Raw genomic sequence first — 11873 nt, forward strand, 5'->3', positions numbered from 1 at the left:
CGACGTGAGATTCCTGAGCGGCGTTCTCGTCAGCGCGCAGGCGGGGCGTCAGGGGTCCCGGCTCCGTCGTTAGGGAGCTGAAGTGCGACCTCCACCGCTTCGGCGAAGCCGCGCCGAGATCGGGTCCAGCCGTCCGCCGGCTCGTCTTCGGTCTCGTCCCCCTCCTCGGCTTCGTCGTCGAGGAGGACGGTGCCCCAGATCGCTATGCCCAGGCGGCCGAGGTCGCGAAGGAGGTCCTCGTCGAGGACGAAGCCTCCCTGCCAGCTGTCCGATGAACCCGTCCAGGTGATGGACACGTCGCAGTCCAGCTTGAGTTCGGCGATCTGGGCAGTCTTGGTACTGATCTGGTTCAGAAGCAGGCGGAGCGTGCGGAACCCGGTTTCGTCTTCGGGATCGGCTGCTTTCTCGTCTGCGTCCAGACTCCAGGACGCAACCGCTCGTGTCGCGGGGCGATCAGGCGACGTGTTCCCGTGTACGGCGGAGCGGGTGGGTTCTCCTCGTTCGGCCGACCGTGTCGGTTCCAGCCCCATCACCTCAGAGATCGCCCGAGCAGTACGGTGCTCACTGACGATGGACAAGGTTGCCAGGTCGCTGACGATCACCTGCTCATTCTGGCGTGGAGTGCACGACACCCGAGCGACGACCTTCGCCGGGAGGGGCGTCTGGTACCCGATGGGCACAACCATTGTCAGAGGCAGGCGAATCCAGTCCGCCAGGTCGACCACCGGCGCGCGAAGCCGAGTACGCGGACAGGACGGTTCGACACCGGGCGTCCGGGGTCGCCGCCCTGCTTGACTCGCGGCACCGGCCCGTCCACCGCGGCGGCGAAGCCCGACACCCATTCGGTGCCGGCTGCGGGATCGTCGTCCTCGACATTCCAGACCACGGCTCGCCACCCCAGCGGGGCCACGACGGCCGCCGCAGCGTCGTCGACGTGCAGGGACGAGGTCACCACCTCCATCGCAGGGAGCGGACCAGCACGAGCGGCCTCCCCGAAGCGACCGTCGGACGCGGATCAGGTACCAGCTCTGTCTCCCCCGCCGTTCCGCACGTCGGCGCCCGTGTTCCAGGGCTTCCAGCGCAGGCGCCACGCGGGTCACTCTTCCGGGCCGGCACAGGTGGACTCGTTGTGAAGTTTGATAGACCTCTTGTGATCGGTCTCGCAGAGGAGTATCCCTTACCTCGTGGGGGTCATAGGGGAGCCCCACGGACAGGGGGATCAGCATGAAAAAAGGTATGCGTTCTGCCATTTGTGCCGCGGCCGTGACTGGAGCACTCGCTTCCGTGGGCCTTCTCGGGGCAGCACCTGCGGGTGCCGCGACGCTGGTGTCGTCAACTGACCATCAAATGGTGATCACCGGGTACGACGCGAGCGTCGCTGAAGCACACGGCTTCAAGATCGTTCACAACGCCGACGGCACCGAATCCTCGATCCCGGTCACCGCAGCGGCCAACGAAGCCATGGCGCAGCTCACGGCGGCAGAGGCAAATCGCCTCTCCACTTCCGCGAAGCATTCAGCGGTGACACCGTTGGCCCAGGGTAACTGCGGCACCGATCACCTCGACGTCTACGCTCGACCGTCGGCCGGTGCGATCGTGATCAACACGGCCTACTCGGTGAACACGACGAGCATCGGCCAAGTCTGGCACGTCGTGGGAAACACGGCCAACGTCGCCTTCAACGAGAGCTTCAACGGCGCGAACTTCTCGACGACCTGGACTGCAACGCACGTCGTGCCGATCTCGGGGTACGGTCACGGGCAGGCCGAGATCCAAGCTGGCTCGCACGCAATCCTCATCAACGGAGGCACGTGCACGGCGATCGTCGAGGGTGACAGCTGGTAAGCGTAGCTTGACTGTAGAGGGGATGGGCCCATCAGCTCGTCGCCTCCCGGAGGGAAAGGGGAAGAAGACGTGATCGGAAACGTGGTCGGTAGGCCCGATTGGCCTCGCGAGATGGTGATCCGAGTCGACGAGAAAGATCCCGTCCTGCTCGAATTGCTTTTCGCCCGCGCCTATTGGAATCTCGACACCTATTCTGAGATCCCGAGAGAAGACCCGAGGGTTCCCACCAGGGCTTCGGGTGTTCCCAGTCCGGCCCTCGCTTCGCGTTGGGGGCAAGATTGGAACGAGCGAGTCACTGCTCTCGACGATGGGGACACGCGGCCACCGGCGACCTCGATCGCTGACCCAGCACAATTCAATCAGTGGCTCGCCGCGCAGCCTCAGCGCTGGAGTGATCTCCTTCGCGCCGACTGGCCCGGCGACGCCTATGCCGACTGGCTCGAGAGCGTGCTCGCACCAACGAGAGGCATCCCTCTCGAACGCTCGCCGGAGCGGATTGCTGTCGACTCGCTGCGGGAGGCATGGTCACGTGGCCTGCGCGAGATCGTCGTCATTCCGGTCGAGGGCGAGTACAGCCGGCGGCTGCGCGATGATGCCGTGCTCGTGAGTTCGGCGCTTCGAGGTCGGGCGGATGCCTACGCGGAGGTCCTGACCGCCTGGCGCTGACTCGACCGATCAAGCCCACTACGACAGAACCCCCGCAAGCTCTTCGGAGACTGCGGGGGTTCTGCTTCTTTCTTGCCGATCAGGCGACCGGCGACCCGGGGTCTCCATCGGTCAAGTGTTCCGCGCCGGGTTCAGTGGAGGCTCGGTAGTGCCGCTTCGACGGTAGTCGGAGCGGGGGCGTGCCGGTAGTGGTCGTGTTCGAACTCGACCGGTGGGACCATGCCGAGTTCTCCGGGGAGACGTCGATGGTTGAACCAGATGCGGAGCCGGAGCTTCTTGGCGACGTCGGGACGCTTGCGCTGCATCTTGCGCCCGTTCGTGCAGACCTTCTCGAGACGGTTGTCCTTGGCCCGGGGTGCTTGTGAGGGCTTCGGACTCCTACAGCCCCGCGCTGGAGCAAGCCCCGTCTCACATAGGTGGTCCGCGAGCTATCTCAAAGCACGCACGCCAAACGGGCGCGTCGCGACGCACGAAGGCGGAGCTCCACCCGAGTGACGATGCTCATCGCCGCTGCCAAACAACTTGTCCAACCCCGTATTTCAGGACACGTGTTATGACAGTTGGACAAGTTAGCTGGCGGACGACAACAACTCTGTCGACGGCTCGTAGTTCTTGTCGCGGATACGAGCACGACCATGCGGGTCTTGAGCAGTTCTGTCCGCTCGCTCCGCCACGCAGAATGTCCGGACCTCCTAACGCCTCCTCGACGCCTCGACACCGTTGAAGTGCTGACCCCAAGCTGAGGTTGGTGAGGCCAGCAGCCCCGCCACGTCAGAACCCAGACTGCGAAGCGTCGGCAACCGCTCCCCGGAGTTGAGTTCGACGCGCCTCGCTGATGACTCCGAGGAGGCGGCGCTCAAGGAGAGCGCTCGAGACGTTCCTGACCGCGTCGATCTGGTTGCTGGAAACTAATCTGGTCTTGCCATGAACGAGTCGACTGCGGAGTCCCTGCAGCCTGCCGACAGCAGAGGCGCATTGCTCGCGCGGGCCGCCGACGAGTGCATGCACTGCGTCCTTCAGCGGAGCGATGTTCGTGCCGTTCATCTCGAGCGTTTCGATGGTGAGCCAGTGCGCGATGAAGGCTTGAACGGGGTCGGTCTCCGCGTCGGCGCGCCAGTACCACTGAGACGCGATCCGCAGGCGCGCGCGATCCTCCTCGGAACGACCAGTATTCGCATCGAAGACGGCGCCGATCTGTGCCATTGCGGCATCCGCGTCGACATACTCGAGTTGGGCTTGCGCTTCGAGTGCCACTGTCGGTCCGTCGAGTCGGCGATTCCAGTGCCAGTCGTCGAACACCTCGCCGATTTCCTCAGTGATACGGAGCCCAAGAAGTCGAGGCCCGAAGACCAGGTCGAGGGAAGCCAGCAGCGTCGAGATCGCTGCACGCGCGGCGGCAAGACGGTCGCTGTGACCTCCCTCCGCGTCAATATCATTGAACACATAGAGCACCTCGACGTAGTTCATCGGAGGGGTGGTCTCTTGATGCGCCTCCATAGGAATGGTGTCGTCGGCCTCGCGAACGTATCGGACCGGGTCGTAGAAGACACGCCCCCAGTCCGGGACGAGGAACCGGTCCGGTCGTCGCCAAGGGAGCGCTCGTCCGAATCTCGGCTCGCCCCAAGCGACACGATCGTTCGCGAACATCACCCTGCAATTCGCAGCGACGACCGCTGCAGGATGGGTGGGGACTGTTCGCAGCGTCTTGTAGACGACTCGGTAGGCCGGTCGACCAGATCCCGGAGCATGGTTCTCGTCACTGCCCTGCCACCCCTGGAACCGCATCTCGGGAGGCACATCGAAGGCTCGCCGAAGCGAGTTGGCGAAGTCGTCGATTCCCGTCAGTTGATCTCGGCGCACCCGTTTGCGTCGACCGGTTGCGCGATCCTCGATGTACACCCTTGGGTCGAACTCGTCAGACAGACTGGCTCCTTGTCACACTGCTGGCTTATCTCGAGAGCGTCTCACAAATCAGGAGTATCGGGCGAACGAGTGACACTTGATACCACGCGCTGTGGTCGCAGCTCAGGACAGGTCAGCCACGGTCGCTGAATCACCTTCCGCCGGCCGGCAAGATCACAAATCAAACAGCGCGACTGCCGGAGCGGGAGGCTGCACGCCGGGACCGCGGCGACCGCCGTCGTGCCGACGCCAGTCAGGGTCGTCGATCTGCATCCCCATGTCATGGCCGAATAGCACCAGTGCTCTTGCAGTCATCCGCAGCTGGCCACTGACACGGAGTCGGTCGCCGTGCCGTGTCAACGACCAGCCCTCCTCGACGTACGCGCCGCTGGGCAGGATCGCTTCGAATGTGACGAGTGTGTCGAAGTCGTACTCGACGACGTCGGCGCCCTCACCGGACTTCGGCTCCCCGACGCGGACGCCCTCTGCGGCCCATGCGATTTCTTCGACACGAAAGGCAAATGGGGCGCGATCGAACCCGATGTCTTCCGCTTCCGGCTCGACGTCATCCGAGAAGTCAGACGACATCATGTATTCACGGAACTCCTCGTCCTGCGCCGTCGCGACCGCATCGCTGGCTCTCTCCGACTTCCACGGCAGATGCTCCAGCAGCCACCGAGTCAGGTCCTGCACAATGACCACGCTCCCCGCGGCGTCTTCGATGTCGGATTGAAGCAAAGCAGTCAGGCCGCCGCCGTCGTCGCGAAAGATCTTGTCTGCTGTGACAAGCGCCACGTCAGTGCCCGCGCGTGCGAGATCGGCGACGTTCGCCCACACGAGCGAATCGCGATATCCGCTGCCCCGATCATCGAAAGGCGGGATCCGGCCCACTGCTCGTCGAAGCAGCTCCCAGTGCGCAACGTTCGGGAGCGGCATGATGTCGAAGCCGAGGTGCTCATCAAGGCGAGTCTCGACGTACGCCCGGTAGTCGAGGGCGGCGGGCGCGGACGGGACTTCCAAGCCGAGTCGTCGGTATGACTGTGATGCGCGTTCCCAGAGCGTGTGCGCCTCAGTCACCTGCCGTCCGTGGTGGGCGACGAGTTCCTCGACGCACACCGTCGGGACGCGCACATCAAGGAACCGGTGCCAAGACGCGTACCCAAGCAACCGCATCGTGAGGCCGGTGAGCATCCAGTCCCGCCGTAGCTCAGTGGTGTCGAGGACAACCGTAACCATGACTCCACGCTAGGGGTTGGTGATCGGGTTTCGTGACCTATCGGGAAGCATTCGATGATTCGCGCGCAGCGATCACGGCATCAATCTCCGAGGACTTGAGGGGAACGGTGGAGAGATGGTGCTGCTGCGCAAGACGGCGCTACAACATCCCGAAGTGTGAGCTGTCGAAGACCTCCTCTTCCGGTAGGTGGGCGTCGGAGGTGTACGTTCGGATGCTTTAGGGGAGCCGCAGGAGTTCCGGTAGCCAGTCAATCGGAGTGATGAGCGCCCCGGAGGGCAGTGGATGTGCGCTGATCGCCCACCGGACGTGGCGTGGTGTGCGTTCGACCGCGTCGGCGAGCGTCCAGAGTGCGTGAGTGCCGCTGTCGAGCATGTCGTGGATTCGGACGATGTCGATGTCGTCGAGTTCGGGTCCGAGTGCGGCATTGTTGTGCACGAAGCGTTCCGGGGACCAGGAGACGGTGACGGTTGCTCGCACGTTTTCAGCCGAGCGAGGTGCGGTCGGCGGTTCGAATCGGGTGATCCAGGCGGTGAGGTAGCTGTCGAGCGCGGTTTTGAGTTCGGCTGTCATGGCAAGGGTGAATTGTGTGTATTCGGCAATATCCGGTCCAGGCTGGAACTGCAGGCCCGGCGGTAGGTCCCGCGGGCCTGCGAGCAGGTTCAGACAGTCAACGACGCCCTCCTGCAACTCCGCCCCGCACTCAACGCGATCCGCCTCGACCCCGACCAGATGCCGGGGTACCGGTGGCTGAACCGATGGAACGACCGGTCATTGTTGGAGCACTTACGGACGTCGTCTGGGCCGTGACGAGGCAAAGCGCCAGTGCCCCTCAGCCTGTACGCGGCTCCCACGTCGACACCCTGACCCCAGCGCCGCACGCAGATGCGCCCTCGACCATGACCGTGGCGTGCTTAACGTCAGATCGGACTCCCGCCCTGGCGCTTGGCTTCCCGGACACGCCGGGCACGACTATCCACAGCCTGTGGAATCTCCGCACGCCGTTGGGTTCACCACGAGCCCGCACCCAGATATTCCGCGGGCTCGCGGGGTACAGCGATAGTCCCCCTTGTGGAGAGCGGTGTGGAGAATTACACGGCTGTAACACTTTATGTTGTGGTCGGCGATGATGTCGGCCCCAAGATGTAGGCTCGCCACGAGAGCAAGGCCCCTGTCGGAACGTCCGACCGAGGTCGACCGTTACGCAGGGGCCCATGGATTCCGGCAAGAATCTCCATGAGCCTAAACCGTCAGCGGCAGGTGTGGCACATCCGTGCCACATCGAGGCTGACGAGCGCAACAGTCCGCTGGATTGGATGCTCATGCCCACTCGTCGGATCACGTACCGGGTGCAGACCCGGACATACACGATCACGTGCCCGCACTGCAGGCACGCGTTCCGGAACATCACCGCGTTCGTGCGCGGCGTTGACGTCCGCTGCGACTCCTGCGGCCGGACCTTCCGGACGCCCTGACCGCTCCGCCCCCGACCTTCGAGGGGAGGTGATTCATGATGGCGAAGTCCTCGTCTCGCACCACGTCTAAGTCCGTCGCGCACAAGGCGTCCGCTGCGTTGCGTGACGGGCGTTCCTCGGCCCGCACCCGCAGCATCGCCGCCAGCGCACTCGCGCAGGCGAAGTCCAAGGGCTCCAAGTAGCAGTACCGGTGGGCGCACCAGCCCGGTGCGCCCACCGCGACCCATCGAGAAGGGAAACGCATGTCCAACGGTTTCAAGATCAACCGCACCGAGATTGCGAAGATGACGAAGGAGCTGCAGCGCGAGTTCGACAAGCATCCGATCCAGGTACCCGTGCAGCCGGGCACTCGCGGCGCCACCGCTGCTCCTGCAGCTGTCGTTCACCACCATGGCACGACGGTGAACATCACGGGTGACGGCGCCCAAGTGGCCTGGGGAAACAGTGGACCGGTGACGCAGAATCGCGTCGAAGCTGTCGCGCCCGGCCTCGAGGCAATCGCGGAGCTCCTGGCCACGGTCCTCGGAAATGCCGGCGCATACGGTCTCGGCTCGGACGATGAAGCGGAACTGCGGCAGGCAGCGGAGGACGCACTCGCGGAAACTACCGGAGAGGCGCCAGACGTGCACAAACTGCGGCGCAGCGTCACCTTCATCAAAGGGCTTCTCGCACCCGTAGTGGCGGGAGTGAGCGCCGGCGTCACCCACGAGTCGACGGAACTCGCTCGTCACACCATCTCCGCGCTCACCTCAGCGTTCGCTTCGTAGCAGCCTCCCCACTCTGGCTCGGTCGCCTCAGTAGCCGACATCAGCGCGCTCCCTATCCGGTCCGGACCTCGAAGCCACCACGACGACATGACCGCGCCTTTCGAGTACGAGTCGAGATCTCGCTCGAAGCCGCGGTGCGGCGGCCCGGATCGCCACTACGGCGTCACCCCGATGGCAACAGGCAGAGCGCCAGCCTCAAGAGGTCCTTGTATGGCGCTGTCAACTCGCGAGTCGGTACGGCTCCATGCTTGTGCCCCGAGTGCTCGCAGGTCGCGTCGGTGCAGCGTGGGTGCCCGTCCTGTGTGCGCGTGCCGGATGCGGCGTGCGGTGAACAGGTCCCAGTCGAGATTCGTGGAAGTGGGCAGGGAGTGGCGCTGCCCAGATCAGCGCTCTTGTTGCTGTGACTCCTCCGCACTAACAGGCCAAGCGTTCCTCACCTCTAGACTCATGCAGACGACTTTTGAGGGGGACCGTGCTTCCGGCTCTGGATGAACGAGGGATGTTGCCACCCGCGGAGCACCCGTACACGACAACACTCGAGGAGCTGCATCAGCGGTTCGTCGTCGAAGCGCCGCATCGCGAACAGCGACAGCGGATATTCAGCGCGCTCTCGCTCTACGCAGAACTGATCTGGGTCTCACTCCCGTCCGCGCGACTACGGATCGACGGCGGCTTCGTGACCCACAAGGATTGGGCCGCTCCGGAGGACGCCGATGTCGTCGTGGTCTACGACACCCCGGCTCCGTCCGGGAGTCTGAGCGCGATCGTGCGAGCACCACTGTTCACCGTGTCAGACGTCAGCGGCAAGGTCTCGGGCCAGCCGCTGAACATGCCGAAATCAGCAGTGATGGGTGGTCTGATTGACGCGTACCCGGCGCCTGCGGGCAAGCCGGCACAGCTCGCGTACTGGGATCGCATGTGGTCAAACGTCACTGGTCCGGACAAGACTCTGGTTGCTGGGGAACGGAAGGGCTACGTGGAGGTGAGCAACCCGCATGTCGAGCAGTGACCAGAAGTCCCTCGAGCAACTCTTCCGGGAGGCGCTCCGCGAAGCTCTCGCCGACGTTGATCGGGATCTGCTCATCGGCGCGCTCCTTGCGTCTGCTGCGCATACTCCGAGTCTGCAGCTCGTCGCGGAGGAGGAGCTCGCACCGGAAGCGGCGGAGCTGGAGCTTCATCTTGATGACGGCGATGTGAAAGAGCATGCGACGAACGCTCGTTCGTTCGGTTTGTTCGTCACCGCGATGGCCGAGGCGTCCAAGGAGTTCGTGAAGAGTTCCCTCCGGCTCGGAGCGATGAGCTCCCCGCTGCGCATCGCTCCTGGACCTGGCTCGGTTCGAGCCACGTTCATCGCCCCGTCGCCACATGAGCGTTCCGATGCACGGCACACACCTTTGGGCGGGGCTCCGACGGACGATCGGGTGTGGACTGAAAGCGATGTGTTCTCTGAGTCGTTGTGGGCCATCGCCACGGTGTTCAGCAACGCCGAGCCGGACCAGGAGAACGATGCGCTCGACGGCATCATCCAGACCATCCCAGTTCGAGCACGCATCCAGCTGCGAAAGGTGGCTGAGCAAGTTGCTGCGCGCGACTGGCAGGTTACGGGTGAGTTCCGTAAGCAGGGACTGCGCACGCACTGTGTGTCGCTGTCGAGCAGGGGTGCCAAGAATCTGGCGGAACAGCTCGCTGTGCAGGACGTCCATCGTGCCCAGTGGACGACGTCCGGAGCGATCACAGGCCATCGGTGGGACACAGGAGTGATGTTCTTCTCAGCGGACGACCGCGTCCGCACATTCGCTGCCAGTTTTGAGTCCTCAGATCTAGAGCAACGCGTCGCTCAACTCGCCACGGTGGAAGACCGGCGTGTGGAGGCGCGCTTCACGATCTACACCGCGGTGGGACGAGGCGCGGACGAGGGCCGTCGGAGCTACGTGTTGGAGGCAATCCAGGCCGTCGCGCCCGACGTGGAGCTGGATCTGCCTTCCGCGGACTAGCCGCGCTGGCACTCGCAGGGAGTGCTCTAAACCGCCGGCGACGACGCTCCACGTAGGTGGCGGCCTGGGTTGTGGTCGGCGTTCGAAGGGCGCTCGTCGTCGCTGGCTGCACGACTTTGAGAGGCGGACGACTGTCGCTCGCGGACCGGGGCGCGTTTGCGCCCGGCGACCCTCCAGGTTGAAGCAACGCAACCTCGTCGTGTTGGGGTTCGGGTCGTTGAGAAGCCGCCCTCGCGTCCCGGCGCGTTTGGGGGGAGAAGACACCCGACTGCCCGGCGCGGCTGAGGATTGACGCCCTCATTCGTAGGAGGCCGACGGTGCGGCATCGAACCCCGCCACCCAATCTGTCTCGGAGCGCCACCTTGACAAGGATTGTGGCGGATGGACAGTTAGTACAGGCGGTCGACAAACTCCCCTACTGCGGCATGTCCACGAACCGCGAGAACATCCCGTGAAACGCCACCGTGATCGTGTCCGTCGGCCCGTTGCGGTGCTTCGCCACGATGAGGTCCGCCTCCCCCTGCCGCGGGTTGTCCTTCTCGTACGCGGACTCACGGTGGAGCAGGATCACCATGTCGGCGTCCTGCTCGATGGACCCGGACTCACGCAGGTCGGAGATCATCGGCTTCTTGTCCGCACGCTGCTCGGGTCCACGGTTCAGCTGGGACAGCGCGATGACGGGGACCTGGAGCTCCTTCGCCATGAGCTTCAGCGCACGCGAGAACTCGGAGACCTCCTGCTGGCGGCTCTCGACCTTCTTGCCGGAGGTCATCAGCTGCAGGTAGTCGATGACGACGAGCTTGAGGTTGTGCTGCTGCTTGAGACGACGGCACTTGGCGCGGATCTCGACGAGGGTCATGTTGGGGGAGTCGTCGATGAAGAACGGGGCGTCGTTGATGCGCCCACGGGTCTGCGCGATGGTGGTCCAGTCGCGGGAGTCGACGGTGCCCTTGCGCATGTGCTGCAGCGGCACGCTGGTCTCGGCGGAGAGCAGACGCATGGCGATCTCGGCGCGGCCCATCTCGAGCGAGAAGAACGCCGCGGTCTGGTCGTGCTTGACGGCGGCGGCACGGCAGAGGTCGAGCGCCAGGGTCGACTTCCCGAGTGCGGGTCGGGCGGCGATGATGATGAGCTGTCCGGGGTGGAAGCCGTTCGTCAGACCGTCGAGCTGGGCGAACCCGGTGGGCACGCCGGTCATCTGGCCGTCACGGCCCTTCGCGGCCTCGATCTCGTCGATGGCGGCGCCGATGGCGTCGGTGAGGGGCACGTAGTCCTCGGTCTGGACGCCGCCGGCGACGTTGTAGACCTCGGCCTGGGCGCTGTTGACGAGGTCGGTGACCTCACCCTCGGACGCGTAGCCCATCTGGACGATGCGGGTACCGGCGTCGACGAGTCGACGGAGGACGGCCTTCTCGGCGACGATGCCGGCGTAGTACCCGGCGTTCGCCGCGGTGGGCACCATGCTCGTGACGCTGTGCAGGTACTCGGCGCCGCCGGCCCGGCTCAGCAGACCGGTCTTCGTCAGCTCGTCGGTGACGGCGATGACGTCGGTCGGCTCACCGTGGGAGTACAGCGACAGGATCGCGTCGAAGATGACCTCGTGCTTGGGGATGTAGAAGTCCACGCCACGGGCGGTCTCGATGACGTCGGCGACGGCGTCCTTCGACAGGAGCATGCCGCCGATGGTCGACTGCTCGGCGAGGAGGTCGTGCGGCGGCGTGCGCTCCATGCCACTGCGCTCCGCGTAGTCCTGCGGTGCGGGGTCCAGATGCGCGATCGACACACGGTCTCCTCTTCTTGGTGTTCCACGGTCCCGGCCTGCTGGGCCGCGGCTTCGTCGTGCCACGGCCGGACCGGCCGCCATCTCGACGCGCCCCGACCGAACCGGCCACGGCAAGTTCTACCCCGAACGACCGACAACCCCTGGTCGCTGGGCCAAGCTACGGGTACGAAGTTATCCCCACAAAATGGGGCTGTGGATAACTCTGTG

The 11873-nt window shown here is 64.7% G+C and carries 13 protein-coding genes; 6 read left to right on the forward strand and 7 right to left on the reverse strand.

All coding sequences use genetic code 11. From position 1 onward, the window contains the following. Nucleotides 1-29: 29 nt before the first annotated feature. Together FS641_RS05895 and FS641_RS17960 are read right to left on the reverse strand one after the other, a co-directional pair. Nucleotides 30-602: a DUF4279 domain-containing protein gene (locus FS641_RS05895; protein WP_186317596.1), complete on the reverse strand. Its 573-nt coding sequence runs from the start codon at nt 600-602 to the stop codon at nt 30-32. Between the two features lie 86 nt (nt 603-688). Beyond that, nucleotides 689-961, reverse strand: coding sequence for a hypothetical protein (locus FS641_RS17960; RefSeq protein ID WP_186317597.1), 273 nt, complete (start codon nt 959-961; stop codon nt 689-691). A 389-nt stretch (nt 962-1350) separates the two neighbouring features. On the opposite strand from FS641_RS17960, the gene FS641_RS05900 reads away from it, so the two are divergent. Both FS641_RS05900 and FS641_RS05905 read left to right on the forward strand, forming a co-directional pair. After that, nucleotides 1351-1845, forward strand: a complete 495-nt coding sequence (locus tag FS641_RS05900; protein WP_144761284.1) for a hypothetical protein — start codon at nt 1351-1353, stop codon at nt 1843-1845. A 69-nt stretch (nt 1846-1914) separates the two neighbouring features. Further along, nucleotides 1915-2511: a hypothetical protein gene (locus FS641_RS05905; RefSeq protein ID WP_144761287.1), complete on the forward strand. Its 597-nt coding sequence runs from the start codon at nt 1915-1917 to the stop codon at nt 2509-2511. A 131-nt stretch (nt 2512-2642) separates the two neighbouring features. Here FS641_RS05905 and FS641_RS17965 read toward each other — a convergent pair whose 3' ends face one another. From FS641_RS17965 to FS641_RS05920, 4 genes are all read right to left on the reverse strand, one after another. Next, the gene (locus FS641_RS17965) at nt 2643-2816 is read right to left on the reverse strand and encodes a hypothetical protein (RefSeq protein ID WP_186317598.1); all 174 of its coding nucleotides are present in this window, start codon (nt 2814-2816) and stop codon (nt 2643-2645) included. Nucleotides 2817-3282: 466 nt separating this feature from the next. Beyond that, complete coding sequence (locus tag FS641_RS05910) at nt 3283-4410, reverse strand: hypothetical protein (protein ID WP_144761290.1); 1128 nt, start codon at nt 4408-4410, stop codon at nt 3283-3285. Between the two features lie 177 nt (nt 4411-4587). Next, entirely contained in the window at nt 4588-5649 is a 1062-nt protein-coding gene (locus FS641_RS05915) for a PIN domain-containing protein (RefSeq protein WP_144761293.1), read from the reverse strand. A gap of 217 nt (nt 5650-5866) precedes the next feature. Then, nucleotides 5867-6220, reverse strand: coding sequence for a hypothetical protein (locus FS641_RS05920; RefSeq protein WP_144761296.1), 354 nt, complete (start codon nt 6218-6220; stop codon nt 5867-5869). 940 nt (nt 6221-7160) lie between these two features. Here FS641_RS05920 and FS641_RS17970 point away from each other — a divergent pair. The 4 genes from FS641_RS17970 (at nt 7161) to FS641_RS05935 (ending at nt 9883) form a co-directional block, all read left to right on the forward strand. Beyond that, nucleotides 7161-7304, forward strand: coding sequence for a hypothetical protein (locus tag FS641_RS17970; RefSeq protein ID WP_185040718.1), 144 nt, complete (start codon nt 7161-7163; stop codon nt 7302-7304). Between the two features lie 60 nt (nt 7305-7364). Beyond that, nucleotides 7365-7889, forward strand: coding sequence for a hypothetical protein (locus tag FS641_RS05925; RefSeq protein WP_144761299.1), 525 nt, complete (start codon nt 7365-7367; stop codon nt 7887-7889). A gap of 472 nt (nt 7890-8361) precedes the next feature. Next, nucleotides 8362-8898: a DUF6932 family protein gene (locus FS641_RS05930; RefSeq protein ID WP_395864949.1), complete on the forward strand. Its 537-nt coding sequence runs from the start codon at nt 8362-8364 to the stop codon at nt 8896-8898. Further along, nucleotides 8885-9883 (forward strand): hypothetical protein, encoded by a 999-nt coding sequence (locus FS641_RS05935; protein WP_144761302.1) that lies wholly within the window; start codon nt 8885-8887, stop codon nt 9881-9883. The genes FS641_RS05930 and FS641_RS05935 overlap by 14 nt, the downstream gene beginning before the upstream one ends. A gap of 415 nt (nt 9884-10298) precedes the next feature. On the opposite strand, the gene dnaB is transcribed toward FS641_RS05935, so the two are convergent. Then, entirely contained in the window at nt 10299-11666 is a 1368-nt protein-coding gene (gene dnaB / locus FS641_RS05940; RefSeq protein ID WP_144761304.1) for a replicative DNA helicase, read from the reverse strand. Between the last annotated feature and the right edge of the window lie 207 nt (nt 11667-11873).

The sequence above is a fragment of the Curtobacterium sp. 9128 genome (genome assembly GCF_007673775.1).
In the GTDB taxonomy this organism is placed as follows: domain Bacteria; phylum Actinomycetota; class Actinomycetes; order Actinomycetales; family Microbacteriaceae; genus Curtobacterium.

Coding starts and splice junctions, on each gene's coding strand:
- FS641_RS17960 (WP_186317597.1), bottom strand. CDS start 961: ATGGAGGTGGTGACCTCGTCCCTGCACGTCGACGACGCTGCGGCGGCC.
- FS641_RS17965 (WP_186317598.1), bottom strand. CDS start 2,816: ATGCAGCGCAAGCGTCCCGACGTCGCCAAGAAGCTCCGGCTCCGCATC.
- FS641_RS05915 (WP_144761293.1), bottom strand. CDS start 5,649: ATGGTTACGGTTGTCCTCGACACCACTGAGCTACGGCGGGACTGGATG.
- FS641_RS05920 (WP_144761296.1), bottom strand. CDS start 6,220: ATGACAGCCGAACTCAAAACCGCGCTCGACAGCTACCTCACCGCCTGG.
- FS641_RS17970 (WP_185040718.1), top strand. CDS start 7,161: ATGGCGAAGTCCTCGTCTCGCACCACGTCTAAGTCCGTCGCGCACAAG.
- FS641_RS05925 (WP_144761299.1), top strand. CDS start 7,365: ATGTCCAACGGTTTCAAGATCAACCGCACCGAGATTGCGAAGATGACG.
- FS641_RS05935 (WP_144761302.1), top strand. CDS start 8,885: ATGTCGAGCAGTGACCAGAAGTCCCTCGAGCAACTCTTCCGGGAGGCG.